We start from the raw sequence: 24,890 nt of genomic DNA on the forward strand, positions 1-24,890 counted from the left end.
TATCCTCCCAAACACTTTGCTTGCCAGCCTAATTTATTGAACTATACTGTTGATATAATTGCCAATTTTTTAATAGATTACGAGTAAGATATGATAAAGTTTGCATGCTTCTTTTGCTTAATTGGTTTGGGACCTATACCTTTTACATTCGCCAATGACCAGCAAACTTCCCTTGAACGAGGTAGTTACCTAGTTCAAAAAATGTTGTCCTGTACCCATTGCCATGGCGAAGATCTTGGTGGCGCGGAAGGTATTACAATAGGCGGCTTTATCAGTAATGCCCCTAACATAACCAATGATGCAGATTCCGGGCTAGGTAGTTGGAGTGATAACGAAATCATATCTTCCATTCGCAATGGCATCAGACCCGATGGCACTAATATCGGTGCGCCTATGCCAATTGACATTTACCGGAATTTGGCTGACAGTGATTTACGCGCCATCGTTGCGTATTTACGCTCCATTCCTCAAGTTCAACGGACAGTAAAAGCAACCCAAACGACCATTAAAACACGCAAGGCGCACGACCAAAAGGTTGAGCATGTCATAGGTCCTGATTTCGATGATCCAATCTCTCGAGGACAATATATTTACAATTTAACTTATTGTACCCATTGCCATAACCCGAGAGGAAAAATGAGTCATTTAGTTGGGGCTGGTGGCACCCCTTTTAAACAGGAAGATGGTGCGGTCATCTATAGCAGCAATCTTACACCGTCCGGCAATTTGCCCAATTACACCGACAATGAATTAGCAAAATTAATCCGAACAGGGCAAAGACCAGATGGAAGTATGGTATTGCCGCCAATGCCGGCGGGCTTATACACCAAACTTTCAGATCAGGATATCAATGATTTGATTTTATTTCTGCGTAATTTAACTGCTGCAGAAACACCTTCGCAAACCGCTAATTAATCCTGTTGTTTATTATATTTTTCGAACCATGCAAGGATATAAGCCACTTTCTGAGCCAGATTACTGGGTCGGGCTGCAATGCCATGACTGGCTTTAGGAATACGTACCATGGCTGAGTCAATATTACGTAATTGCAATGCCTGATAATACTGTTCGGTTTCACTCATCGGTGTCCGATAATCTACCTCACCAGTTAACAGCATGGTTGGCGTAGAAACATTACCCACCAGACTAAGCGGTGAATGTTTCCATAAATGGTCAACTTGCTCCCACGGCATACCTGGCATCCAATATTGGGTAAAGTAAGCGTATGCATCGGCCGTCAAACTAAAGCTCAACCAGTTAATCACTGGCTTAGCAACCACCGCGGCTTTAAAGCGATCGGTTTTACCGATTATCCAGGCCGTTAGCGTACCGCCGCCACTGCCACCAGTTACGAAAAGCTGCTCTTCATCAACGAATCCTTCTTCGATAACACCGTCAACCACATCCATTAAATCATTGTAATCTTCAGACGGATAATTGTGATGAATCAGGTTGGCAAACTCTTCACCATAAGATGTGCTACCACGCGGGTTTGCCCATACAACGACATAGCCCTGCGCCGCCATTAACTGGATTTCCAGGCTAAACTGTGGTCCATAGGCGGTATGTGGACCACCGTGAATTTCCATGATTAATGGATATTTTTTCTCTGGATCAAAGTTTGGCGGTAGCGCTAACCAAGCTTCAATTGGGCGCTCATCAACCGAGGACTTCACCGTTAACGAACGAACTTTAGCCAGCTCTTTTGGCGCTAAAACATCTTCGTTCAATCGCGTTAAACGCAATAACTCACCATCTTTGGTCTCGACACCTAAATCAGCGGGGCGCTGGCTGTTTGCCTGGGTATAAAAAACATCAGAGCTATTGGCAACCACATAGCTACCAGAGGTATAAGGACGCCCTAATGACTGCCCCCCTAATTGCGCTTTGTGGCGGGTGATTTTTCCACTCAGGTTTACCGAGGCCAGTTTCTTCTTACCGTGGTCATCGTAACTAAAATACACTGAATCACTTTTCGGTCCCCATTGAATATTGGCAATCGGGCGATCCAATTTGCTGACCAAACCTTTACTATTGCTGCCATCACGATTCATCACATAAACCAGGGCGTTCTGACTGGCAAGCTTTCTATCATTAACTTGTAGATACGCAATTTTCTTGCCGTCCGGGCTTATAATTGGCGAAAACTCAGGACCTTCGCGCTCAAGTAATTTAGCGATTTCTCCAGACATTACGTCTACCTGAAAGATATCTGAGGCTAACGGCTGGCGTTGCCAATCTTCCGTTCGATTTGCACTAAAGATGATGTGCTTGCTGTCTTTACTCCAGGATAGCTGACCAGAGTGGTTAAAATCTCCCTCTGTGATCTGTCTGGCACTTCCGCCCTCACTCGGGACAACATAGATTTGATTAAAACCTGCTGGCACAAACCCTGCGCCATCGCTGCGATAGGAAAAACTGTCAATATAGGTCGCATTGCCAGCCCATTTAGCACCTTTAGGCTGTTTAGGCATTTTTACTGGCAGCGAAGAAGGTTTGCCCGGTGTAAACATCACAAATGCTATCCACTTACCATCCGGTGAAAAACTAATGCTTGACGGGGAATGCTGCAGATTAGTCACTCGAGCAGTTTGGCCGGTATCTAACCAACGCATGTATAGCTGATTGTTACCTTCGAAACTCGAAACATAAGCGAGACGACTCCCATCTGGAGAAAATACAGGCATCCGATAGCTGGCTTTTCCGGACAATACCGGACGATGGTCACTACCATCACTATTAATTTGCCACAAATTAATGCGGGTGCTGTCGGCCATGATATCCATCGCCCGGCGCTCGTAAATTACGTAGTTTTTAGATGGGTGAACATCCAGTCCGCCAACATATTCAATATCAAATACGTCTTCAAGGGTCAGGTGATTGGTATTTTCATCCTGTTCAAATGCGCTGGCAGTATTAAGGGCAAAAGCACTTAGCGACATTATCGCCAAACCTTGAAAAGCCCAGGTTTTTACACGGTTAATATACCTCATGGGGGTAAATCCTTCTGGTGGAATGAGACGAACAAATTCTTATTCAAGAGATGGGGGAGTCTCCTAAGGAATTTATTCGAGCAATATTCATTGGTTACCCAAACAAGCATTGGCGGTGTTGCTCAATATCAGCAGTGCGAACATCGCTTAAAAAGTTTGGTATTAAATATCAGTAAGTTACTTTAGCGAAAGGCAATAACAGTGTAAATGGTCTAGATCGCCGAGCGTTGCTAACTACCCCGGTTTTTCGATACTCTATCGAAAACATAATGGCCAAGGACAATTGATGAAATTAATAATGCGCAGTGAATTCGATGATTTACGACTCAATCCTGAGCATGCCTATGATACTGATCGAAATGGTGACAAACAGGTGGTTAGAATATATTGCCAGGACAAGTTAATCGCCAAAAAGGTCACCCATAAGAAAAGCATTCGCTACTTTGGTGTTAAAGAATATAAGCAGTATTTAACTCAAACCGAATAATCTGCAAGCATCATACTACCCTGCCAGCTTCCTTTTTGTGGTCAATAAATGATTACACCTGTGCTAGACTGGCTTGCCCCTAAAAACGATAAAACGGGAATGCCCCAAGGAAGAACAATGAAAAAGATACTAGCCGCAGTTGCCGTTGGCGCTTCACTGGCAAGTCCATACATCATAGGTATTAAAGCCGAAGAACATACCCAAACCCTTTATCAGCAAATATCTGCAAATCCAGCATTTGAAGTAGAGTTACTGGAATACAATCGCGGCTGGATTAACTCAGATGCAACCGTCAAATTTACCATGCCGGTTACTGACGATGAGGGGAACGTTGAGATGTTCAATTTTGAAATTGAACAGATAATCCAACACGGTCCGGTTTTGTGGTCCACCGATGGTGTTGGTCTGGGTCTGCTAGATTCCCAGTTTAACGCCAAACTCCCGGCTGAATTCAAGGAAGAAATCATCAACATTGAACAATTGCAGGATGACGGTATGAGCACAATTGCCCGTACATCCTTCAATGGCACTACCTATTCCAGCACCAGAATTAAACCGACAACAATCAAGCTTGATGAGGCGAATTTAGAAATTTTACCTGGCCTGTTTCATACAACTACCGACACCCAGGGTCATATTACCGGGGGCGGAGAGTGGCAGGGAATGAAGATTGTTAAAGGCGAAACAGTTGCGTTGGTCGTTGGTAAAATGGACATCGAATTAAACCAAACCTATATCAATGGAAATATGTTTGCTCCGATGTCACTGGGCATTGGTACATCGAAACTTTCGGTGACGGAATTTATCGTCAATGGCGAAACGCCAGACGCCAGCATGTCAATTCGCAATTTACATATGGCCAGTGACTCCAAGGTTAATGCTGGACTGCTAGCCGGCAATTTAACCGTGAGCGCTGACCAGGTAGCATTAGCTTTTCAACAGTTCACCGATTTCAATTATTCAATGACCATGGATAATTTCAATGTTGATGCTTTGAGTGAAATTCAAAACCTTCTGGTAAACCTGGATCCAGAAGATCCGCAGCAACAACAAACTTTAATGGTTGCAATGCAGCAGCAATTACCCAAGTTATTGGCAGATAACCCTAGCATTGCAATCGATAAACTAGGTATTACCACCAATGAAGGCGACATCGTATCGGATTTACTGGTAACCATAGACCCGCAAAAATTCGATGCTAACAACCCAATGAGCATGATGTTTGCTTTGCAGGCCGATGCCAAAGGTTCTGCCCCTTCAGCATTCTTCACCAACCTTGGCATGCAAGAGAATGTTGATATGTTGAAAGAACAGGGGATGTTAGTTCAGGAAGAGGAAACCTTGTTATTTAACTTCTCTTTCGCTAATGGCCAGGCACTCATTAACGGTATGCCAATTCCGTTAGGCTAATAACATTAGTAAACTCCACTATCTGGCAGAAAGTAACCGCTTTCTGCCTTTTATTATGGTTTCCAACCGCGATTTTCTCATCCAACAACAATATACCCTTAGATTTACCAATCTCTCGACTACACTTATTACCCATATTTATCTGATATCTACATACTTTCAATCTCGACATAGGAGAGAGGATATGAGTATCGAATCTGAAGCAATTCAAGACACCTCCCGCGTTGGCATGGCCTTTGGCATATTAATTGTAATTCTCGGTATCCTCGCGATGATAGCGCCAATGATCGCCGGTATGAGCATTTCGGTGATGGTGGGACTTATCCTGTTATTTGCCGGTATTGTGCAGATTATTTTTGCCTTCAAAGCCCAGAGTTTTGGCAGTGGAGCATTGAAGTTCCTGTTTGGTGGGATTTCCGTACTCGGTGGCCTGTTTATGATGGTAATGCCCGCTATGGGATTGATGACCCTCACTATCGTATTACTTGCCTACTTTATTGTTGAAGGCATTTTTACCATCATAGTTGCGTTTCAATACAAACCTCAAAAAGGCTGGGGATGGATGCTTTTCAGCGGACTCATCACCCTGTTACTTGCCTGGATGATCTGGAAAAGCTGGCCGGTTTCTGGCGCCTGGGCGGTTGGTATTCTGGTTGGCGTCAGACTGCTATTTTCGGGATTTTCGATCATTTTTACGTCAATGGCAACCAAGCAGCTTAGCCAATCTATTGAAAAGCCGGTCAATTAATCCGATAGTTCGGCAATGACTAATTCCGACAAACTGAATCTGGCTCTTGAGGAAATCGAGCTGCTCAAACAGCAGCTCGAACAGTTACAGGCGCAAGCCAAAGATAACCCCGAAAACCTGCAGGATAGCACTGAAAACTGCAACAAAGATTCAGATACCGAGTCCAAAGCTGTTCCTCCCAAGGCGTCACCAACCGCGACAGAGCGAGAGCAATTAGAGCACTTATTGGATGAGTTAAAGCATGAACTTAGTGATCATCAGGGAACGAGCATCCTTGGCGCCTTTGCCCTTGGCTTTTTGTTGGGGCGGATTATAAGGTGAATATTCCATGTTAAGTTCGCAACGCTTAAAGTTTAAATTACTCTACAAAGCACAAGCTGGCTTGCTGGAATTGTCATTACAGCAGCTTATCAGCCGACTGATATTCATTGTCATCGCGTTATTTCTGTTACTACTGACCTTCATCTTTCTCAATATCGGCTGTTACCAATTACTTGCAGTAAAGTTTGGCCCATGGTTAGCAGCCTTTATCCTTGGTGGTGTAAACCTGATACTGACTTTGTTCATGTTATGGCTGGGTAGAAAGAAACCGCCAACAAATGAACAAAAGATACTGGAGCAAGCCCGAGACCTTGCGGTTGCAGAAATTCAGGCTGATGGGCAACAGGTAAAGGAACTATTTTCACCCACCGGCTTTTCTTCAGGCGACGGTTTGATTACCTTAGTAACCCTTTTGTTAGACGTGATAAAACCAAGAAAGAAAACCAAATCCTGACGGTATCTCCAACCTCAAACTCCCATAGATGTGAGCAGAGGCAGAGCATCAGCCAAAACTTTTTGATAGGAGGGACGCTCCTGGGCGCGCTGAAAATAATTCAGCAAGTTTGCATATTCGGTGAACGGCATAAATCGCTCAGCATACAATAGTGGTGGGATCACCGCACAATCGACCATAGTAAACCCCTCTCCCATTACCCACTGATTCCCCTCGAGGATATGGTTTAGCTGATCGTAACAATACAGAAGATAGCGTCTGGCGTCTGCTAACTCTGCTTGCCTGCGATTTTGAGCAAACATCAGGGTCACAACCGAGTTATTAAGATACAAGTCAGCCATGCGGTCTAAGAATCTTAATTGCCGCATTTCATCGACGTTACCTGCGGGTATCAAACGGGTACCGGTGTCATAGTGACCATCCAGGTACTCTATAATGATACTCGATTCTGGAATCAGCTGATTGTCGGATACGACCAGTAAAGGAATTTTGCCGAGAGGGTAAATCGAACGAAACTCATCAACTTCCTGTTGGTCAAGAATATTCACCAATCGAGGTTCAAATATGCAGCGTTTTTCATACAGTGCCAACAGCACTTTCTGAGAGTACGTTGAAATGGGAAAATAATAAAACTTCACTCGTCCCTACCTCTTCAACAAGCGTGTTCACAAGTGTAGTCAATAATGCAGATTTCGCTGATTTGCTAGCCTTTTGGTTTTTTCAGCGATCACCAAAAGTCAATATCTTTTCAATCAATTAATTTAAAAATAACATAACATTAACACTACCCAAGGCCAATTTTTTTGGTTATCTTGTAATTGAAATCAATAAATATCCCAAGGAATTGTGACTCATGGAAAAAGATCGATACCTTATTTCCTGCAATCAACAACTGTTGGAAATGTTTGAATTAGCCAAACACAGTAAGGATACCGACCGCCAGAAGTTTCGCCTTGAAGGTTATATGCAAGCGGGCATTGAATTGGGAATATTTACTAAACAGCAAGCCGATAAAATCATGAACCGAGCACATCGGCAGGTATTTCTTGAAGATACAGAGTCAGAACAAGAAGCCACGACAAACTGATCTTCAGTACCTGATTCAAATAGAGTGAAGGCATGACATTACGTTTCATTGACTCTGACATCAATTAATAAATTTCAAAAAATAAACAGCCCCCTTACTCATTCGAACTCCAGGAGAGGTAATCGTATGCGCCAAGGAACGTTAATTCGACTGATTCCAGCCAGCATCTTTATGATGATTTTGACGCTGGCCTACGTCCCGGGATTCATTCCGCGGGAACTCTTTTTAGGTTATTTGGGCATCAGCCTTTTTACCTACTTAGCCTATGCGACGGATAAGACATCATCCGAGCGCGGAGGTAAACGCACTCAGGAAAGCTCTTTACACTTGTTATCGACCATAGGCGGTTGGCCAGGTGCTGCATTTGCGCAGCAATTATTGCGACATAAAACTCAAAAGTTATCGTTCAGAGTCGTGTACTGGTTTACCGTTATCGGTAATGTAGGAATTTTTATCTGGTATTTATCCCCATACAACACACTGTTCTAAGTTTTAGATTATTCGTACCCATACGGTGCAAGTAACTTGCACCGGGTATCGTCCAGCCTGCATTTAAGTCAGGCGACCTTTTTCGCCAACCTCGCTATCTCAATATTTGCCTCCTGCAATCGCAAATCTTTATCTGGCATAGCCAACCCTTCAGCATAAATAAATTCAACGTCTTCAATCCCAAGAAAGGCAAACACATCCTTTAGATAAGCCGACTGCGTGTCTTTCGGTGTGCCAGCATAGGCACCTCCACGAGCGGCAATGATCACCACTTTCTTATTTTCCAATAAGCCCACAGGACCTTGCTCCGAGTATTTAAAGGTGATTCCTGCCCGGGCAATTCTATCTATCCAGGCTTTGAACACGGAAGGAACACCAAAGTTATACATTGGCATGCCAATCACGATCATCTCGTTATTTTGTAATTCCTCGATTAAATTGTCTGATATCCTGGCAAGTGCCGTTTGTTCCGCGTTTCTATCGGCTTCAGGAGTCATCCAGGCGGCCATTTCATCTGCAGACAAGTGCGCCAGGGCCTGTTGATTCAAATCTCTTTCAGTCACCTCAATTGCAAAACTATCTCGTAGTTCCTTCACGAATTGCTGCGCCAGTAAGTTGGAATTGCCATTTTCGGCATTTAATGAGGTATTCAGGAGTAAAACTTTCTTAGTCATTTGCCTTACCTTTTAAATAGTTGACGATTACCTCTATATTAATTCTAAAAATTTGATATAAAATTAGTAATAACTGAACCATTCGTTCTAAATACAAGAATAAATAGCAAATTGCTGAACTCTAAGGGCATCTCTGCATGTTAAAAGTCACTCTCGAACAATGGCGAATGTTATCTGCTGTCGCCGAATATGGTGGGTTTAATCAGGCCGCCAGTGCCATCCATAAAAGTCAGTCCAGTATCCACCACGCAGTGCATAAACTTGAGCAATCGCTAGGTGTAAAACTGCTAAAAACAGAAGGGCGCAAAACTTTGCTCACCGATGCAGGTGAATTGATGTTGCGTCGCGCCAACTACCTGCTTGAAGAAGCGGGTAAAGTCGAGGCCGTGGCACAAAGCCTTAGTGATGGCATAGAAACCCGCTTGCGGATTGCCGTTGATGAAATCTTTCCACAAAAGCTGCTTTATCGAGTACTCGATGAAACCTCACAGCAATACCCTCTGCTGCGCATCGAGCTCCAGGAATCGGTTCTTACCGGTGCCAGCGAATTATTAGCAAACTCCGATGTCGATATTGCAATTTCGCCCTATCCAATCAAGGAAGGATTTAGTGAAGAGTTGTGTCAGATAGAGTTTGTTGCCGTAGCTGCTCCTTCGCATCCTCTTTTCCAACAATCCGATGCGCTGACTTTAGAAGATTTAAAAAACCACCGCCAAATCGTGGTTCGAGATTCGGCAATTTCCGCGCAAAAAGACGCCGGTTGGTTAGGGGCGAATCAACGATGGACGGTCAGCCACATCCGTACCTCTATTGATATGATACGTTCTGGCCTGGGTTTCGCCTGGTTGCCATTCCCGGCTATCGTCAATGACTTGAATAGCGGCGAATTACAGCAGTTACCATTAGAGCAGGGCGGTCGACGCAACGCTTTGTTGTATCTGATCTTTAATGATGGCGATCGTCTGGGCCCGGCGGCGCGGCAATTTATCGGCGAGCTCAGATACCAAACCATGCAAATGCCAACTTGCGACGGCAACAAACCGAAATAAGTTCTAATAAATAGAATAATTTCATCAATATTAACAAATATCATTCTATTTAAATGAACCCTACACTGGATTCATCAAATTCAAAGATAGGGAATAACTAATGAAATATATTCGTAAAAGTCACGATCGCGGTGGCGCCAATTTTGGTTGGCTCAACAGCAAACACAGTTTTTCTTTTGGCCACTATTACGATCCAAAGCACATGGGCGTATCAGTGCTGCGAGTGATAAATGATGATGTGGTGCAACCTGGTCGTGGTTTTGATACCCATGGTCACCGCGATATGGAAATTATCTCCTATGTCATCGACGGCGCGCTTGAGCACAAAGACAGTACCGGAAATATCTACACGGTTCCCGCCGGTGAAGTCCAGCGGATGAGTGCGGGCCGCGGTGTTATGCATTCGGAATATAATGCCTCAGACAAAGAAGCGGTTAACTTTTTGCAGATTTGGATTCAGCCTAATGTATTTGGTATTGAACCGAGTTACGAGCAAAAACGCATTGAACAGAACGGTCCATTGACGCCATTAGTCACGAGTAACGGTACCGATGGTTCACTGTCGATGAATCAAGACGCCAACCTGTATCGATTGATGCTGGAAAAGCAGCAACAAATCACCCTTTACGTGAGTACCCACACCACAAACCGGGTCGGTTATCTGCATATTGTCAGCGGTTCGTTAGCAGCTAACGGCACGGATTTTAGCGCTGGAGACGCGTTTATGGTAACTGCTGATGAGGTTACTGAAATTGTCGCCAGCAGTGATGTCGAAGCTTTATGGTTTGATTTACCGGCAATTTAGCTGAGAATCGAAAAAGTGAGCCTTAATGAGAACAAGGCTCACTTTTCATCAATTACAATTGCTCTTTCAAGTTGATAATAAATTGCCAATGCTTTTCTTCAACCGGTTGAATCGATAACCGGCCTCGGTTAACTAAAACCATATCTTCGAGTTGCGGCTGCTGTTTCAATAACGATAATGGCACAAGCTTGTCGAACTTTTCGATGAAGCCTACCTGAACCGCAACCCAGCGTGGTATTTCCTCGGTAGATTTTTCATCAAAATATTTACTGGTAGGATTAAACTGAAACGGGTCCGGAAACGCTTCTTTAACGATTTCACCAATGCCAGCAATCCCCACATCTTTACAACTGGAATGGTAAATAAAAACTTTGTCGCCAACACGAACCTTATCTCGCATAAAGTTTCGCGCCTGATAGTTGCGAATACCTTCCCAGCATTCGCCTTCAGGCCCAACCTTGGCCAAATCATCGATGCTAAATTCATCAGGCTCAGTTTTAAATAACCAATAGTTCATAAGATTTCCTATTCTTGCTCTGACTTTTGCTTTTTCTTCGAGGCTATAGCCGCACTCTCAACCTTCAAAGGTTTTCCTTCCGGACAAAAATCCACTAAAAAGTCATTCATAGATGCAAACAAATTTTCCTTCACTAAAGAATAGTGAACATATTGTCCCTTCTTTTCAGATGCAATTAGTCCGGCGTTTAGCAGAATCGTCAAATGCTTAGACAATGCCGGCTTACTGATCTCAAATCGCTCAGCAATTTCTCCTGCCGTTAGGCTGGCTTCTGACAAATATGCCAAAATTTTTCGTCTCACCGATGATGATAAAGCTTGAAATACATTACTCATTGAATTATATATTTAACTAAATAGTTAATTAACTAAATTACTCTTATCGTCATAGTAATCAATTTAAGGGATTTGTGCCATGACAAAAAATTTTGAGCGATTCAGGGAAAACCGAACACTGCTAATCATACTCATCATTGGCGTTTGTTCTCTGTCAATCCGATTGATGATGGAATATGACTTTGACGAGAGTGCTTTATTGTATGTTGGCATTCCTTTTGCGATTGCCGTTGCCTTAACCTTTCTTATACGACCGGCAACCGAGAACTGGAAATCCACTTATCTGCGGCTCACCATAACCTCGCTTATCGTCATGCTTGGTAGCTCTATCATCTTATTTGAGGGCTTTGTTTGTGTTGTCATGTTCATGCCGATTTATTTTTCCGTGATCCTGTTGGTATTTATCATCGACGCCATTCGCCGATATCGAATAAGCAAAAACCAATCCACGCACTACATGCATATCCTCCCGGCTTTGATACTGATCAGCGCCTTTGAAGGCGTCGCCCCTTCATTGAGCTTTGAACGTGAACACGCTGTCGAAGAATCTAAAATCGTGGCAGCTTCTATTGCTGAAATTCATCAACAACTGCAAAAACCTATCGATCTGAATAAACCTCGTCATTGGTTATTATCTCTGTTTCCAATGCCCTATCAAATCGACGCACAAAGCCTTGAGCAAGGCGATATACATACCATTTACTACCGGTACCACCGTTGGTTTGTCACCAACACTCATGAGGGGGCTATGCAGTTACAGCTGACTCAGGTTACCGACAATTACATTCGTACCAGGATTATTGAAAACGACAGCTATATTGCCAACTACCTAAACTTACATGGCACTGAAATCTTCCTGGAGCCAATATCGGCCTCGCAAACCAAGGTAACGTTGCGAATTCACTATCAACGGACACTCGATCCCGCCTGGTACTTTGGTCCGGTACAGGAATTCGCCATTGCCAGAAGCAGTGAATTTTTGATCGAAGAAATCATCACGCCGTAATTACAAGGAGAGGGACATGAATAGACATCCACACTATGAAAATGCCCGAATTAAGGAAAAAGGAAATGGCAACGCTTCTACAGGCGAGGTCAAATTATCGTTAACCAAAACGATATGGTTTATCACCATGTGTCTCGTTGCAACCATTGGTGGCGCAATGACCGCATCCCTTGAGACTGTATTGCTATTCCTTACGTTTACCGGTTTCACACTTTGTTTTGGACACTCCTTAGGTATGCACCGATACCTTATCCATCAAAGCTTTCAATGTTCGAAATGGCTTGGCTATTTTCTTGTTCACCTGGGTGTTATTACCGGTTTAGGCGGCCCCTTTGCGATGATAAAAACCCATGATATGCGTGACTGGGCGCAGCGCCAGCGTCATTGCCATGATTATTTTGGCCATAGACAATCCTTCTTCAAAGACGGTTATTGGCAACTATTGTGCGATATTCATCTAAAACAACCACCGCAAATCATCATCGAAGAAAATTATAAAAACGATCCGGTACTTAGCTTTATGGAGCGCTATTGGAAGTGGCAGCAATTACCCTGGGCAATGATTTTATTTGCGCTCGGAGGCGTTGCCTGGGTAATTTGGGGAATTTGCGCTCGCGTTGCCATATCCATTACCGGCCACTGGCTGATCGGCTATTTTGCACACAATCAAGGTGGTCGAAGTTGGCATATTAATGGGGCATTTGTGCAGGGTTACAATGTACCATTTGCCGCCCTTATCACCATGGGTGAGAGTTGGCATAACAATCACCATGCATTTCCTGGTTCCGCTAAATTGGGCTTGGAAAAAGGTCAACTGGATCCCGGCTCGTGGATGCTAATGCTGATGCAAAAGGCCGGATGGGTCTGGGATATAAAACTTCCTCAACATCTGGCACCGCGCCAAGAGTTAACAGCAAGATCGAATGCATGAAAAAATGCTGGAAAAATTCAATATTCAAGAGAGTGAAGCGCAAGGCAATTGCTTGATTTTAAAAATGTAGCTAAGCGATTTCGACCGCGACCGATACACTTAGCTAATTTTTGGCCTAAATTAAGGTAGTTATTGTTCTGAACTTGGGATAGGTTTGCACTCTAAACCTTCAGGAGTTACAGTGCATGTAGTTTCAATTGCATCAGCTACGGAACCATCAATACTGATAGTTATACCCAATCGAGCACCAGCATCAATCCAATTTTGCAACCCCTCATTACCTTGTTCTGTCCAATTACGAGAACCAGGAGTAGAAAACTCTTCTTCAGTTAAAGGAATATCATTTTTGTCTTTATCAACAGCCTTTATTAATTTTAGAGGTAATGCAGCTCCTAAAGATGGAATAGCTTGAAAATAAGCTGCGGAACCATCATCAAAAGTTACTTTAATTACAATCGGCACAGATGATATTTTATCTGCAATTTGACCTAGAGATGCCCCAAATACTTCCATACGTTGAGCGTAATTAGCACTATCTGTGATGTGTTCAGAAACTTTATTTCTATTGCTGCTCGAGCCAACCATGTGGTAGGCGCTCGTCAAAACTTTTTCGTCAACTTCAAAATTTTCCAACGAACTTGTAAATGCAACCCGTGCAACAATAATATTGTCGTACTTTTCATATTCTTCCGATGTAGGGGTTAAAAGATAAACATTTCTGATATCGGGAACACCAGGTTCAAACGATTTGATAGTAACAACTCTATATTTTTTTAGAACTGAATCTTCAAAATTGGAAATTAGCACCTCAACGGTCGGAGCGCCATCAATATCAGCTTCATATTCCGCTACAGCTTGGAACTCGTAATCATAGTTACATGTATTACATTGGGTAAATATAGTCTGAGCCTGAACACTCAACGAGAAAAAGGCTCCAACTACTAATGAACCAAAGGATAAAATCTTCACAAACTACTCCATTATTAAGATTTTTATTTTAATGAAAAGCGCATGAAAAGCGCATGAAAAGCGCATGAAAAGCGCATGAAAAGCGCAAAATGAAATTAACTCACAGAAACTTAGAAATCAATACGTTTATTACTGAAATCTGATTCTAAAACACATGTAGGCTTCCACTTGGGACTAAGTTATAATTGGGCTAGATAAATTCACGGACTCCTGTTGTGCCAAACCCTGAAAAAACAAAGCAATTAACACTATGGCAATTAACCGCCTATAGTGCTGCCCTGATTGAACGTATGCTTCCTAATTATCAAATGTTTAGTGAAGCTTCTGAATTTGGCGATGCTAAATTACTTCGCAATCAGTTAGATTTGGTTTGGCAACGCCTGGCACAGCCACAGTTCAAATTGAATTTTACGGTGCAGCTGGAAAAGCTTGAAGAAGTCATACCTAACGTCGAAGACTTCGATTTTTTCGGCGTCTATCCGGCACTGGATACCTGCATGGCAATTGGTTCTCTATTACAAGGGATGCAGGATAAAGATTTCGCAACGCTCAACAATGTAGCTCTGCTATCAAAAGGCAGCGTCAGTTATTATCTGGAATTGATGTTGGCTGAAGAGCAGGCCATGGAAAATCCAAATGCTGATGATCAGATTGTGATTCAACAAGCGGATGTTGAAGCTCACCCGTTAATGCAATGGGAAATGGAAACCCAGCAGGAACTGTTGGATTTCGCCCTTAACGCTAAAGAAAATAAAGAATCATGCCAACGCTTTAAATCCATGGCACTGAGCGAAGGTATGTCCAATTTAGGGATTGAGATTTAACCCTTTATCACTTCCTGTGCTCACCTTTTAAACGAACGACTATACTTGCAAAAAAGCTCTGGTCGAAAATTTAAAAGGTGACTCATGACCTCTCATCACACCTACAAGAAAGTTGAACTGGTTGGCTCTTCGCCCAACAGCATTGAAGAAGCTATCGAAAATGCCCTGGAAGAAGCATCAAAAACGATTCGCAATATGAATTGGTTTGAGGTGGTTGAAACCCGTGGGCATATTGTTGATGGCAAGGTTGCCCACTATCAGGTTACCTTGAAAGTAGGCTTTCGAATTCAGTACAGCTGATACACGTTAACACATACAAAGCCTTAACGCTGATACAGACGTGATACCACCTGGCCGGCAGTTTTTTCTTTCAACAGCTGCCAGTTTTCAGGTAGATGCGCGGCATCAAAGTTCTGCTCCGTTTCCACATAAATAATGGCATCATCGGCTAGTAGTTGCTGTTGTTCGAGATAATCGGCAATTTGCGACGCCAGGCCTTTGTTGAACGGCGGATCGATAAATACCAGATCAAAGCGCTTATCACTTGTCAGCGTCAACATATTTTGATTGCGCACTTCACTGTGGCTGTCGTTCAAGCGAGCAATGTTATCACCAATATTTTTTGCAGCACCGCCTTCCAATTCAACAAAAGTAACGTGCTCAGCCCCTCGGGATAATGCCTCAAACCCCAAACTTCCAGAGCCTGCACAACTATCCAGGCATACCGATTGTGCGACATAAGGCATCAACCAGTTAAACACCGTTTCTTTCACTCGGTCAGTCGTTGGCCGCAAGCCTTCAGCGTTAAGGACCGGTAATTTTCGACCCCGATATTTACCGGCAATAATACGAACCTGTCCGGCTCCTTGAGAAGCAGCGTTTTTTGCTGATGTTTTATTTGCTCGGTTAGTATTTTTTCGGCCTGGCTTTCTCGGTGCCATATTCAATCTACTCTCAGTTTAAATTCAGCCTGTCTGCATCGCTCCATAGCTCTATCTCTGTACGTTTTACACCCTTGTGGTTTTTATACAAACGTTAAGATGTTACTATACTGAGCTTAATTTCAGGCTCAGCTTTTGCGGGGAGCGTCGAAAACAGTACATGTCTTCGGCCACTAATTTTATCCTCGATTGAAGTGAATACCAATGCCTGCATCCATCTAATTGAATATCATCAAGCGTAACTTACATATTATGGCTAAGAAGAAAGGGTTATTTTCCTGGTTTAAAAAGTCTGAAGAGACGACAGAATCACAAATTGAACAACAAACTGAAGTTACGGAAGAGGTAACTGAGGCTGTTGTTGATGACGCACAGGGCAATGATACTGCCGAACATTCTGAATCCCCATCCGAACCGGTTTCTGCAGAAGCTAGTAGTGACGCAACCGAAAGTGAAGAAAACGCTGTTGCCGACCTAGAGGTTGAAGAAAAACAAACCGATGCAGCGCTAGAAACTGAAGCCGCAGAGGAAATTACCGACGTTGAGACAGTCGAAGACGTTGCTGAATCGGAGTCTGCAGACGAGTCGAAAGACGAAGAACAGGTCGTTGTTGAACAGGCCATTGCAGAGCAAGCGGATACAAGCAACAAACCAGGATTTTTCCAGCGTTTAAAATCAGGCTTGAGCAAAACCCGTCAGAACATTGGTAGTGGATTATTCGATTTATTCCGCGACAAGAAAATTGATGATGAGCTGTTTGAAGAGTTGGAAACCCAGTTATTGATGGCCGATGTTGGTGTCGAAACTACCACGAAAATCATTGATTCCCTGACCCAGGCGGCAAGTCGCAGTCAGTTAAAAGACGCCGAAGCCCTTTATGAATTGTTAAAACAGGAACTGCAACAAATTCTCGATGGTGTCGAGGATGTAGAAGCGCCAGCAATTGATGGTCCAAAGGTTATCCTGATGGTTGGCGTCAATGGTGTAGGTAAAACCACAACTATCGGTAAGCTGGCTAAACAGTTTCAGGCTGAGGGCAAATCTGTGATGTTAGCCGCTGGTGATACATTCCGTGCCGCTGCTGTTGAACAACTTCAGGTTTGGGGCGAGCGTAACGATATTCCTGTAGTTGCCCAACACACTGGCGCTGACAGTGCTTCGGTTATTTTCGATGCGTTAAATTCGGCGAAGAGTAGAAATGTCGATGTATTGATTGCAGACACCGCGGGTCGATTGCAAAACAAAGCACACCTGATGGAAGAGCTGAAAAAAGTAGTGCGGGTAATGAAAAAAATCGATGCCGATGCCCCCCATGAAATCATGCTTACCATCGATGCTGGCACCGGTCAGAATGCCTTAAGTCAGACGCAGTTATTCAATGATGCTGTTGGCCTGACATCGCTGGCCGTTACCAAACTTGATGGTACCGCCAAAGGCGGCGTTATCTTTGCTGTTGCCGACAAATTTAAGATCCCAATCAAATACCTTGGTGTTGGTGAAGGTATCGATGACCTTCGTCAATTTAATGCCAAAGACTTTATCGAGGCACTGTTCGAGAAATAGCTTAGATGATAGGCTAGTGATAATTCTTGCAGTCCGACAACAAAAACAATAATCGTCGATGATACATTTTAAGAACGTTAACAAAACATATCCCGGCGGCTTTCAGGCGCTGAAAAATATCAATTTTTCTTTGGAAGCTGGCGAGATGGCCTTTCTTACCGGTCATTCAGGTGCCGGTAAAAGTACCCTGTTAAAATTAATCACTCTGATGGAAAAACCAACCTCAGGGCAAGTTATCATCGACAACAATGATCTAAATAAAGTCACTTACTCTCAGGTTCCTTATGTTCGCCGCAACATAGGTATGATTTTTCAGAATCATAACCTGTTAATGGACAGAACTGTGTTTGATAATGTGGCTCTGCCACTGGTTATTGAGGGTTTAGGTTCCCGTGAGATCCGTAAACGGGTAGACGCTGCGCTAGAAAAAGTCGGACTCAGTTCAAAAGTTAAATGTTATCCCTACATGTTATCCGGGGGTGAACAACAACGAGTCGGTATTGCCCGGGCCATCGTTAACAAACCGCCGATTATCCTTGCCGATGAACCAACCGGTAACTTAGATCCAAAATTATCATTAGATATCATTCGCCTGTTCGAAGATTTTAACGCGGTCGGCGTATGTGTATTGATAGCCACCCATGACCTTGGCTTGATTGCTCGTATGAAGTACCGCAACCTTACTCTCAAGCAGGGTAAAATGATCACTGACGGATTAGCGATTGCCGAGGCTATCTAATGAAAAACAATATCGAAAAAGCCTCTCCATCTCTGATCACCCGTTTACTGGCACCGGTGCAGCAAGGACAGCAATTAATTGCCTCGTTCCATGATTTATGGCGCACGCCAATGGCTTCATTGATGACCATCTTAGTGCTAGGTATCAGCCTTGCCTTACCCGCTACATTGCATTTGTTTAGTAAGAACGCTGAGCGTGTCAGTGCGCAATGGCAGACCGCCGCCGAGATATCGGTATTTTTGAAAATGTCAGTGAATGAGGCCAGTGCTCAAAACCTGGTGCAACGGATAAAACTGTATCCGGAGGTACAACAGGTTCGCTATATTTCCGCCGATGACGCCATGGAGCAATTTAAACAACTCTCTGGTTTTGGCAATGCTCTGGCTTATTTGGATGCTAATCCCTTACCTATCACTTTATTGGTGACTCCGACTCAGCGCCATTCACAGCCAATGGCGGCGAAAGCTTTACTGGAAAAAATTCAGGCAGAAAGAGAAGTACAGCAGGGTAAGCTGGATGTTGAGTGGCTAACTCGCTTAGAGGCGATAATGGTATTGATTAAAGATATCGTTTTTGCGCTGGCGGCGTTATTAAGCTTTTCCGTCGTACTTATCATAGGTAACACCATTCGTCTGGCTATCCTTAATCAAAAAGATGCCATTGCAGTGATGAAGCTAGTTGGTGCCACAGACGGCTTTATCCAGCGTCCTTATCTATATACTGGTTTTTGGTACGGCGTACTTGGTGGCCTGCTTGCCAGCTTTACAGTAAGCCTGCTGGCCTCGTATTTGGGCGTTGCCATCAGTTCCCTGGCTGAACTTTATGAAAACCAATTTAATATGCAGGGGCTTAATCTTCAGGAACTTGGGATCCTGTTGGGGATTGCGGTGTTTTTGGGATTATTGGGCAGTTATATTTCCGTTCGCAAACATATCAGAAGTATTGAACCAAACGCCGATTAAGTGGTCAAAGGCAGGCTATGAAATAAACTACCCTTGAAAAATTATTAATTAAGCTATACTAATCAAATAGTTACTTTTCCCGCTTTAACGTTCGATTTTTTGAAACATTATCCACACTTTTTTAGGTTAGCGATCTGGAAAAAGCTGTGATAGTATCCCAGATCCATGTAATAACGAGGTATTGAATGAGTAATACTATGCAATCAATGGCATTGACAGTTCCCCAAAGCGGTAGCATAGAAGCGTACGTCCAGTCCGCTTACAGTATTCCTATGCTCAGTGCCGAACGTGAGCAAGAACTGGCGTCGCGCCTTTATCATCAAGATGATTTGAATGCGGCTCAGGAATTGATCATGTCTCATTTACGTTTCGTAATTCACATCGCTAAGGGTTACTCCGGATATGGTTTGAATCAGGCTGACCTGATTCAGGAAGGTAACGTTGGTCTGATGAAAGCGGTTAAGCGTTTCAACCCGGAAGTGGGTGTGCGTCTGGTTTCTTTTGCCGTGCATTGGATCAAAGCAGAAATTCATGAGTTTGTGCTGAAGAACTGGCGTATTGTTAAAATCGCCACCACCAAAGCACAACGCAAGCTGTTCTTTAACCTGCGCAAGAACAAAAAGCGTCTTGGCTGGTTCAATCAGGAAGAGATTGATACCGTCGCAGAGACGCTTGGCGTAAGCAGTAAAGACGTTGTTGAAATGGAATCACGCATGGCCAATAGCGACCAGGCGTTTGATTTAACTGATGCAGACGATGACAGCAGCAGCGCTAGCTTTGCACCGGCTCAGTATCTGGAAGACAAGTCTTCAGATCTTTCAACCCAAGTCGAGTCTGATAACTGGGACGACCACGTTAACGGTCAGCTTACTGAGGCACTATCAGCATTGGATGACCGTAGCCAGCACATCATCAAAGCTCGCTGGTTAGATGAAGACAAAGCAACACTGCAAGATTTGGCTCAGACCTATCAAATCTCAGCAGAACGTGTACGTCAGCTTGAGAAGAATGCACTGAACAAACTTAAGCTTGGCATTGCCGACATCTAAAGCAAGCACCTGAAATTATCTTGAAAAAGCCAGAGTTTACTCTGGCTTTTTTGTTTCTGGCAACCGAAAAGTTAATAGCAACAATAACCCTTCTTTTCCTACCCTCTACACCTTGAAATTTAGCCGCCAATTCGATCAGCGATCCACACGAGGATATTCGTACAAAACTACGACACCATTAGTATATTTAACAGACTGATTAAGTGTATAAAAAACCGACATTATTCTATGCCAACGCCGAAAAACTCTGTTAAACTAATTGATCTAACATGGTTTTTTTTAAGGTACCTTTCATGGATTCGAGGGGAAGACATCAGGGCAAGGCAGGATCAACAAAGGATCCGGCCCGAACAGTACCAAAGCTGCGGTCGCTTTTGAAAAAGTATAAACAGACGAAAAACATTCAAACCGGCTTGTTAAAATTATCGGAACTGTGCAGTACCGAGACGGATATAGTCTGTCTTTACAACAACCTTCAGAAAGTCATTCGCAAATACTTTCCCGCTGAAAATCTCTATATTGAACGCTTCGACAGCAAAAGCGATGGTCCGTTTTATATCGACGAATTATTTTGCGCACCTATACGCCCACAACTCCATAGCGATATTGTCGATTTCGTCTCTTCTATTGCCAAACCGGTTTACTTAAATCATGACAAGGTAGTCATACTAGAAGCCGAGCAAAATCTGGTTAGTCGCCCGTTTCCACTGCGCAATGATCAAACCAAACTGGTGGATGTCTGGTTAATTGCACCATTGACCATGAATAACAGTGCCTATGGATTGGTAGCAATCAAAGGGTTTATCTCTGAAGCCGACAACACCCTCGAAGATTTACAGCTAATTCGATATATCGCGGCGCAGATATCTGCCTGTATTCAACGCCATCAAGCGATTAACGAGCTGCAAACCTACTCGCAGGACATTAACCAGTTAGTTGGAGAACGCACCGCTGATTTACAGCAAAAAAACCTGCGTTTGCGCAAGCAAGTGGAAGAGCGCCGTGCCATTGAACAACAGTTATATTTCGCAGCGCACCACGACACTTTAACTAAATTACCGAATCGGGCGATGTTTTCTGACCGATTAGAACACTCTTTAAAACATGTTAAGCGTCATCCTAACCATCGCTTCGCGGTGCTGTTTATCGATTTAGATCGCTTCAAAGTGATTAACGATACTTTAGGACACCATATCGGTGATTTACTGTTGGTGGAGATATCAGAGCGTATTGCTGATTGCATTCGTGGTAACGATATTCTTGCCCGTCTCGGTGGTGACGAGTTTGTTATCCTACTCGATACCCTGGTTCAGCACGAAGATGCTGAAGATATTGCCCAACGTATTATTGAAACCATTGAACAGCCCTTCTATATCGATAACCAGGAGCTATATTCCAGCGCCAGTATCGGGATTACGGTATGTGATCGCCGTTATCAAAATGCCGCAGAAGTGCTTCGTGATGCCGATGCTGCCATGTATCAGGCGAAAGCGCTGGGTAAAGGCCGTTTTATCTTCTTTGATGATTCCATGCGCCAGCAATTAATGGCAAATTTGAACCTCGAGCATGAATTACGCAAAGCGTTACGGGAAAAGCAATTTACCCTGCATTTCCAGAAAATTACCAATTTGGGTCAGGCGGATACTGAGCAAGGACAAACTTTAGGGTTTGAATCTTTATTGCGTTGGCAACATCCCAAACGCGGCCTGCTAAATCCAGGTGATTTCCTAGAGGTAGCTGAAGAATCCGGATTAATTATTGATATTGAATGCTGGGTGTTGGCAAGCGTCGCTGAACAGCTCAAGCACTGGGACAGTGAAGGCAGTCACATCAACACCTTTGTTAGTGTCAACTTGTCTCCAAAACAGCTTCAACATAAGACTCAGGTTAAACAACTAATTGATGTGATAAGCAGCCATTTCCCAGAGCCGGAACGGTTAATTTTAGAGTTTAACGAGCGGGCATTTGTGCAAAATCCAGAACAATCTCTGCAGGCTTTGAAAATGCTCAAAGCCGCTGGGGTAAAACTTGCACTTGATGATTACGGTTATGGTATGTCATCACTTAATTATCTGAGCAACTACCCATTTGCCTTTATCAAACTACACCAGTCCTTTGTAAAATCTCTTAATAACAATGAGAAGAATTTAACACTGGCAAAAAGCCTGCATGAGCTGGGAGATAGTTTTGGTTTCCGTTTGGTCGCAGAAGGGGTAGAAACCCAGGCACAATTGGATCTGGTTAAGAAAGCAGGCTGTGATTATGCTCAAGGCTATTTCATTTCACGTCCGCAGGCGGCTGATTCCAAAAAGGAAGTTAGTGACGACAATGATGACGATGTCATTGATTGCGCCTAAAGGCAGACGGCAGACGGCAGACGAATCATACTAACTTAAACGTTGGTTCAAGGTTTACTTTAGCTTCTGCATTCTGCACTCTGAATTCTGTGCACTTTGAGACTCGATCAATAATTCGAGTCTCTATTTATCCGTTTTCTTTGCCGCCAGCATCGCCCTTAACCCAGCGACACCTGCCTGACCTTTACGCTGTTTTTCTTCTGCCGATTGCCGCTTTTCACCGCCCTGTTCCCAGATTAGATCATCCTGCGGCATTTCATACAAAAATCTCGATGGCTCGGTCTGAATCAGCTCACCAAACTGGCGACGTTCTTTGGCGTAAGTAAAGATAAGCTCACGTTGCGCTCGGGTTACGCCTACATAGGCAAGACGGCGCTCTTCCTCAACATTATCTTCATCAATACTGGTCTGGTGCGGCAACATGCCTTCTTCCATGCCAATCAAATAGACGTAAGGGAATTCCAGGCCTTTGGAAGCATGTAAAGTCATCAACTGCACCTGATCCGATTCTTCTTCCTCCTCATTACGTTCCATCATGTCACGCAGTGTCAGGCGGGTAACCACCTGAGGTAAAGTCATCGGCTCGTCCATATCCGTGCCTTCAAGCATATCAGTCACCCATGAGAATAACTGAGTCACATTTTTCATCCGCATTTCTGCGGCTTTTGCACTCGGGGAGGTATCATACAACCAATCTTCATAATTGATGGTTTGGATAAATTTTCTCAGCACCGCTGGCGTATCGCCACGCATCGCATTGTCTTCAGTTTCCACCATCATCCGGGTAAATCGTTGCACATTGGCAAGACCACGACCGGTTAAATGCTGTTCCAGGCCCAGCTCAAAACTTGCGGCAAACATACTGATTTGGCGCATATTGGCGTAAGTGCCCAGCTTTTCCAGGGTTGCCGGGCCAATTTCCCGACGTGGTACATTTACCACCCGTAAAAACGCATTGTCATCATCCGGATTTACCAACAATCGCAGGTATGCCATGATGTCTTTGATTTCAGAACGAGAAAAGAATGATGTGCCGCCACTGATTTTGTAAGGAATGCGGTTTTGCATTAATACTTTTTCAATCACCCTGGATTGATGATTACCGCGATACAAAATGGCATAGTCTTTAAACTGGCTTTTGTTCAAAAAGCGATGCCCCAATAATTCACCGGCCACACGTTCGGCTTCATGATCTTCACTCTTGGTGCGAATAATTCGAAGTTCAGGCCCATATTGCAGCTCAGAGAAAAGTTGTTTGTCGTATACGTGCGGATTATTGGCAATAAGAATATTCGCGCATTTTAGAATTCGTCCGGATGAACGATAATTTTGTTCAAGCTTAATCAGTTTTAACTGTGGGAAGTCTTTACCCAAAAGCACCAGGTTTTGTGGTTTTGCCCCGCGCCAGGAATATATCGACTGATCGTCATCCCCAACCACAGTAAATCGGGCGCGCTCGCCAGCGAGTAATTTCACCATCTCATACTGACTGGCATTGGTATCCTGATACTCATCCACCAATAGGTATTGAATCTTCTTCTGCCAGCGCTGCCGCACTTCTTCATAGTTGCGCAGCAATAAGGTTGGAATAAGAATCAGATCATCAAAATCCAGGGCGTTAAAGGCCCGCATGTGCTGATGATATTCTTTATAAAAATGCGCAAATAATGAGGCTTCTTCACCTTTAGCATGCTTAATCGCAGCGTCAGGTAACATCAATTCATTTTTCCAGTTGGAAATACGGTTCTGTAATCGGGAAAGTAACTCTTTATCACCGTCCAGCTGTTTTTCCGTAAGCTCTTTTAACAGCGCTAAGGTGTCCTGATCATCAAATAGAGTAAACCCTGGTTTGAAACCTAAGGTTTTAAGCTCGCGTCTTACAATATCCAAGCCAAGGGAGTGAAACGTAGAAACCATTAAGCCACGAGTAAGATCACGTCCTAGCATCTTGCCTACTCGCTCTTTCATTTCCCGAGCCGCTTTATTGGTAAAGGTAACGGCGGCGATATTGCGAGCTTTGTATCCGCATTCCTGGATCAAATAGGAAATTTTCTGACAGATCACTCCCGTCTTTCCAGAACCCGCTCCGGCGAGTACCAGGCACGGACCACTGACATAGTTTTTTGCTTCATTTTGACCAGGGTTGAGCTTCATTAATGTCTTATTTGATAAGGTAAGTT

27 protein-coding genes are annotated in these 24,890 nt (G+C 43.7%); 19 read left to right on the forward strand and 8 right to left on the reverse strand.

The window, feature by feature from the left end; translation table 11 throughout:
• Positions 1 to 90: 90 nt before the first annotated feature.
• Positions 91 to 915, forward strand: coding sequence for a c-type cytochrome (locus tag FNC98_RS15645; RefSeq protein ID WP_144035205.1), 825 nt, complete (start codon positions 91 to 93; stop codon positions 913 to 915).
• On the opposite strand, the gene FNC98_RS15650 is transcribed toward FNC98_RS15645, so the two are convergent.
• The gene (locus FNC98_RS15650; protein WP_260680378.1) at positions 912 to 2,993 is read right to left on the reverse strand and encodes a S9 family peptidase; all 2,082 of its coding nucleotides are present in this window, start codon (positions 2,991 to 2,993) and stop codon (positions 912 to 914) included. The two genes, FNC98_RS15645 and FNC98_RS15650, sit on opposite strands and share 4 nt — an antisense overlap.
• Before the next feature lie 286 nt (positions 2,994 to 3,279).
• On the opposite strand from FNC98_RS15650, the gene FNC98_RS15655 reads away from it, so the two are divergent.
• The 5 genes from FNC98_RS15655 to FNC98_RS15675 all read left to right on the forward strand — a co-directional run bounded on the left by FNC98_RS15655 (position 3,280) and on the right by FNC98_RS15675 (position 6,413).
• A complete protein-coding gene (locus FNC98_RS15655; RefSeq protein ID WP_144035206.1) occupies positions 3,280 to 3,480 on the forward strand; it encodes a hypothetical protein in 201 nt (66 codons plus the stop codon).
• Between the two features lie 117 nt (positions 3,481 to 3,597).
• A complete protein-coding gene (locus FNC98_RS15660) occupies positions 3,598 to 4,890 on the forward strand; it encodes a DUF945 family protein (protein WP_185968004.1) in 1,293 nt (430 codons plus the stop codon).
• Between the two features lie 184 nt (positions 4,891 to 5,074).
• A complete protein-coding gene (locus tag FNC98_RS15665) occupies positions 5,075 to 5,638 on the forward strand; it encodes an HdeD family acid-resistance protein (RefSeq protein ID WP_185968005.1) in 564 nt (187 codons plus the stop codon).
• Positions 5,639 to 5,653: 15 nt separating this feature from the next.
• Entirely contained in the window at positions 5,654 to 5,959 is a 306-nt protein-coding gene (locus tag FNC98_RS15670) for a hypothetical protein (protein WP_144035209.1), read from the forward strand.
• Positions 5,960 to 5,966: 7 nt separating this feature from the next.
• Entirely contained in the window at positions 5,967 to 6,413 is a 447-nt protein-coding gene (locus FNC98_RS15675; protein ID WP_144035210.1) for a phage holin family protein, read from the forward strand.
• A gap of 14 nt (positions 6,414 to 6,427) precedes the next feature.
• Here FNC98_RS15675 and FNC98_RS15680 read toward each other — a convergent pair whose 3' ends face one another.
• Positions 6,428 to 7,051, reverse strand: a complete 624-nt coding sequence (locus FNC98_RS15680; protein ID WP_144035211.1) for a glutathione S-transferase family protein — start codon at positions 7,049 to 7,051, stop codon at positions 6,428 to 6,430.
• Positions 7,052 to 7,266: 215 nt separating this feature from the next.
• Here FNC98_RS15680 and FNC98_RS15685 point away from each other — a divergent pair, with 215 nt between their 5' ends.
• Together FNC98_RS15685 and FNC98_RS15690 are read left to right on the forward strand one after the other, a co-directional pair.
• On the forward strand, positions 7,267 to 7,500 hold the full coding sequence (locus tag FNC98_RS15685) for a hypothetical protein (protein ID WP_144035212.1): 234 nt from the start codon (positions 7,267 to 7,269) through the stop codon (positions 7,498 to 7,500).
• Between the two features lie 126 nt (positions 7,501 to 7,626).
• Positions 7,627 to 7,989, forward strand: a complete 363-nt coding sequence (locus FNC98_RS15690; protein ID WP_260680379.1) for a DUF1294 domain-containing protein — start codon at positions 7,627 to 7,629, stop codon at positions 7,987 to 7,989.
• A gap of 68 nt (positions 7,990 to 8,057) precedes the next feature.
• Here the strand turns inward: FNC98_RS15690 and FNC98_RS15695 are convergent, their stop codons facing one another.
• Positions 8,058 to 8,663 (reverse strand): FMN-dependent NADH-azoreductase, encoded by a 606-nt coding sequence (locus tag FNC98_RS15695; protein ID WP_144035213.1) that lies wholly within the window; start codon positions 8,661 to 8,663, stop codon positions 8,058 to 8,060.
• Between the two features lie 137 nt (positions 8,664 to 8,800).
• On the opposite strand from FNC98_RS15695, the gene FNC98_RS15700 reads away from it, so the two are divergent.
• On the forward strand, positions 8,801 to 9,712 hold the full coding sequence (locus FNC98_RS15700; RefSeq protein WP_144035214.1) for a LysR family transcriptional regulator: 912 nt from the start codon (positions 8,801 to 8,803) through the stop codon (positions 9,710 to 9,712).
• Between the two features lie 100 nt (positions 9,713 to 9,812).
• Positions 9,813 to 10,517, forward strand: a complete 705-nt coding sequence (locus FNC98_RS15705; protein WP_144035215.1) for a pirin family protein — start codon at positions 9,813 to 9,815, stop codon at positions 10,515 to 10,517.
• 52 nt (positions 10,518 to 10,569) lie between these two features.
• Here the strand turns inward: FNC98_RS15705 and FNC98_RS15710 are convergent, their stop codons facing one another.
• Together FNC98_RS15710 and FNC98_RS15715 are read right to left on the reverse strand one after the other, a co-directional pair.
• Positions 10,570 to 11,034 (reverse strand): EVE domain-containing protein, encoded by a 465-nt coding sequence (locus FNC98_RS15710; RefSeq protein WP_144035216.1) that lies wholly within the window; start codon positions 11,032 to 11,034, stop codon positions 10,570 to 10,572.
• Positions 11,035 to 11,042: 8 nt separating this feature from the next.
• The gene (locus FNC98_RS15715; protein WP_144035217.1) at positions 11,043 to 11,369 is read right to left on the reverse strand and encodes a metalloregulator ArsR/SmtB family transcription factor; all 327 of its coding nucleotides are present in this window, start codon (positions 11,367 to 11,369) and stop codon (positions 11,043 to 11,045) included.
• A gap of 79 nt (positions 11,370 to 11,448) precedes the next feature.
• Between FNC98_RS15715 and FNC98_RS15720 the strand changes: the two genes are divergently transcribed.
• Together FNC98_RS15720 and FNC98_RS15725 are read left to right on the forward strand one after the other, a co-directional pair.
• Positions 11,449 to 12,375, forward strand: coding sequence for a hypothetical protein (locus tag FNC98_RS15720; protein WP_144035218.1), 927 nt, complete (start codon positions 11,449 to 11,451; stop codon positions 12,373 to 12,375).
• A gap of 16 nt (positions 12,376 to 12,391) precedes the next feature.
• Complete coding sequence (locus tag FNC98_RS15725) at positions 12,392 to 13,306, forward strand: acyl-CoA desaturase (protein ID WP_144035219.1); 915 nt, start codon at positions 12,392 to 12,394, stop codon at positions 13,304 to 13,306.
• 129 nt (positions 13,307 to 13,435) lie between these two features.
• Here FNC98_RS15725 and FNC98_RS15730 read toward each other — a convergent pair whose 3' ends face one another.
• The gene (locus FNC98_RS15730) at positions 13,436 to 14,275 is read right to left on the reverse strand and encodes a hypothetical protein (protein WP_144035220.1); all 840 of its coding nucleotides are present in this window, start codon (positions 14,273 to 14,275) and stop codon (positions 13,436 to 13,438) included.
• A gap of 215 nt (positions 14,276 to 14,490) precedes the next feature.
• On the opposite strand from FNC98_RS15730, the gene FNC98_RS15735 reads away from it, so the two are divergent.
• Positions 14,491 to 15,099 carry a YjaG family protein gene (locus FNC98_RS15735; protein WP_144035221.1) on the forward strand — a complete coding sequence of 203 codons (609 nt, stop codon included), beginning with the start codon at positions 14,491 to 14,493 and terminating at the stop codon, positions 15,097 to 15,099.
• 84 nt (positions 15,100 to 15,183) lie between these two features.
• A complete protein-coding gene (locus FNC98_RS15740; RefSeq protein ID WP_144035222.1) occupies positions 15,184 to 15,399 on the forward strand; it encodes a dodecin in 216 nt (71 codons plus the stop codon).
• A gap of 23 nt (positions 15,400 to 15,422) precedes the next feature.
• On the opposite strand, the gene rsmD is transcribed toward FNC98_RS15740, so the two are convergent.
• Complete coding sequence (gene rsmD / locus FNC98_RS15745) at positions 15,423 to 16,040, reverse strand: 16S rRNA (guanine(966)-N(2))-methyltransferase RsmD (RefSeq protein ID WP_144035223.1); 618 nt, start codon at positions 16,038 to 16,040, stop codon at positions 15,423 to 15,425.
• 252 nt (positions 16,041 to 16,292) lie between these two features.
• On the opposite strand from rsmD, the gene ftsY reads away from it, so the two are divergent.
• The 5 genes from ftsY to FNC98_RS15770 all read left to right on the forward strand — a co-directional run bounded on the left by ftsY (position 16,293) and on the right by FNC98_RS15770 (position 22,710).
• A complete protein-coding gene (gene ftsY, locus FNC98_RS15750; protein ID WP_144035224.1) occupies positions 16,293 to 17,603 on the forward strand; it encodes a signal recognition particle-docking protein FtsY in 1,311 nt (436 codons plus the stop codon).
• Positions 17,604 to 17,661: 58 nt separating this feature from the next.
• Positions 17,662 to 18,342: a cell division ATP-binding protein FtsE gene (gene ftsE, locus FNC98_RS15755; protein ID WP_144035225.1), complete on the forward strand. Its 681-nt coding sequence runs from the start codon at positions 17,662 to 17,664 to the stop codon at positions 18,340 to 18,342.
• Positions 18,342 to 19,304 (forward strand): permease-like cell division protein FtsX, encoded by a 963-nt coding sequence (gene ftsX / locus FNC98_RS15760; protein WP_144035226.1) that lies wholly within the window; start codon positions 18,342 to 18,344, stop codon positions 19,302 to 19,304. Before ftsE ends, ftsX begins: the two co-directional genes overlap by 1 nt.
• A gap of 185 nt (positions 19,305 to 19,489) precedes the next feature.
• Entirely contained in the window at positions 19,490 to 20,353 is an 864-nt protein-coding gene (rpoH, locus tag FNC98_RS15765) for an RNA polymerase sigma factor RpoH (RefSeq protein WP_144035227.1), read from the forward strand.
• 374 nt (positions 20,354 to 20,727) lie between these two features.
• Positions 20,728 to 22,710, forward strand: coding sequence for a putative bifunctional diguanylate cyclase/phosphodiesterase (locus tag FNC98_RS15770; RefSeq protein ID WP_185968006.1), 1,983 nt, complete (start codon positions 20,728 to 20,730; stop codon positions 22,708 to 22,710).
• Between the two features lie 123 nt (positions 22,711 to 22,833).
• On the opposite strand, the gene rep is transcribed toward FNC98_RS15770, so the two are convergent.
• The gene (gene rep, locus FNC98_RS15775; protein WP_144035229.1) at positions 22,834 to 24,864 is read right to left on the reverse strand and encodes a DNA helicase Rep; all 2,031 of its coding nucleotides are present in this window, start codon (positions 24,862 to 24,864) and stop codon (positions 22,834 to 22,836) included.
• Positions 24,865 to 24,890 lie beyond the last annotated feature (26 nt).

It is taken from the genome of Thalassotalea sp. PS06, from assembly GCF_007197775.1.
In the GTDB taxonomy this organism is placed as follows: domain Bacteria; phylum Pseudomonadota; class Gammaproteobacteria; order Enterobacterales; family Alteromonadaceae; genus Thalassotalea_A.

What these genes read in the sequence shown, in the direction of transcription:
- FNC98_RS15725 (WP_144035219.1), top strand. Translation starts at nt 12,392, where the DNA reads ATGAATAGACATCCACACTATGAAAATGCCCGAATTAAGGAAAAAGGA.
- rep (WP_144035229.1), bottom strand. Translation starts at nt 24,864, where the DNA reads ATGAAGCTCAACCCTGGTCAAAATGAAGCAAAAAACTATGTCAGTGGT.
- rpoH (WP_144035227.1), top strand. Translation starts at nt 19,490, where the DNA reads ATGAGTAATACTATGCAATCAATGGCATTGACAGTTCCCCAAAGCGGT.
- FNC98_RS15705 (WP_144035215.1), top strand. Translation starts at nt 9,813, where the DNA reads ATGAAATATATTCGTAAAAGTCACGATCGCGGTGGCGCCAATTTTGGT.
- FNC98_RS15700 (WP_144035214.1), top strand. Translation starts at nt 8,801, where the DNA reads ATGTTAAAAGTCACTCTCGAACAATGGCGAATGTTATCTGCTGTCGCC.
- FNC98_RS15675 (WP_144035210.1), top strand. Translation starts at nt 5,967, where the DNA reads ATGTTAAGTTCGCAACGCTTAAAGTTTAAATTACTCTACAAAGCACAA.
- FNC98_RS15710 (WP_144035216.1), bottom strand. Translation starts at nt 11,034, where the DNA reads ATGAACTATTGGTTATTTAAAACTGAGCCTGATGAATTTAGCATCGAT.
- FNC98_RS15740 (WP_144035222.1), top strand. Translation starts at nt 15,184, where the DNA reads ATGACCTCTCATCACACCTACAAGAAAGTTGAACTGGTTGGCTCTTCG.
- FNC98_RS15690 (WP_260680379.1), top strand. Translation starts at nt 7,627, where the DNA reads ATGCGCCAAGGAACGTTAATTCGACTGATTCCAGCCAGCATCTTTATG.
- ftsX (WP_144035226.1), top strand. Translation starts at nt 18,342, where the DNA reads ATGAAAAACAATATCGAAAAAGCCTCTCCATCTCTGATCACCCGTTTA.
- FNC98_RS15660 (WP_185968004.1), top strand. Translation starts at nt 3,598, where the DNA reads ATGAAAAAGATACTAGCCGCAGTTGCCGTTGGCGCTTCACTGGCAAGT.
- FNC98_RS15655 (WP_144035206.1), top strand. Translation starts at nt 3,280, where the DNA reads ATGAAATTAATAATGCGCAGTGAATTCGATGATTTACGACTCAATCCT.
- FNC98_RS15720 (WP_144035218.1), top strand. Translation starts at nt 11,449, where the DNA reads ATGACAAAAAATTTTGAGCGATTCAGGGAAAACCGAACACTGCTAATC.
- FNC98_RS15650 (WP_260680378.1), bottom strand. Translation starts at nt 2,993, where the DNA reads ATGAGGTATATTAACCGTGTAAAAACCTGGGCTTTTCAAGGTTTGGCG.
- FNC98_RS15665 (WP_185968005.1), top strand. Translation starts at nt 5,075, where the DNA reads ATGAGTATCGAATCTGAAGCAATTCAAGACACCTCCCGCGTTGGCATG.
- ftsY (WP_144035224.1), top strand. Translation starts at nt 16,293, where the DNA reads ATGGCTAAGAAGAAAGGGTTATTTTCCTGGTTTAAAAAGTCTGAAGAG.
- rsmD (WP_144035223.1), bottom strand. Translation starts at nt 16,040, where the DNA reads ATGGCACCGAGAAAGCCAGGCCGAAAAAATACTAACCGAGCAAATAAA.
- FNC98_RS15645 (WP_144035205.1), top strand. Translation starts at nt 91, where the DNA reads ATGATAAAGTTTGCATGCTTCTTTTGCTTAATTGGTTTGGGACCTATA.
- FNC98_RS15715 (WP_144035217.1), bottom strand. Translation starts at nt 11,369, where the DNA reads ATGAGTAATGTATTTCAAGCTTTATCATCATCGGTGAGACGAAAAATT.
- FNC98_RS15695 (WP_144035213.1), bottom strand. Translation starts at nt 8,663, where the DNA reads ATGACTAAGAAAGTTTTACTCCTGAATACCTCATTAAATGCCGAAAAT.
- FNC98_RS15670 (WP_144035209.1), top strand. Translation starts at nt 5,654, where the DNA reads ATGACTAATTCCGACAAACTGAATCTGGCTCTTGAGGAAATCGAGCTG.
- FNC98_RS15685 (WP_144035212.1), top strand. Translation starts at nt 7,267, where the DNA reads ATGGAAAAAGATCGATACCTTATTTCCTGCAATCAACAACTGTTGGAA.
- ftsE (WP_144035225.1), top strand. Translation starts at nt 17,662, where the DNA reads ATGATACATTTTAAGAACGTTAACAAAACATATCCCGGCGGCTTTCAG.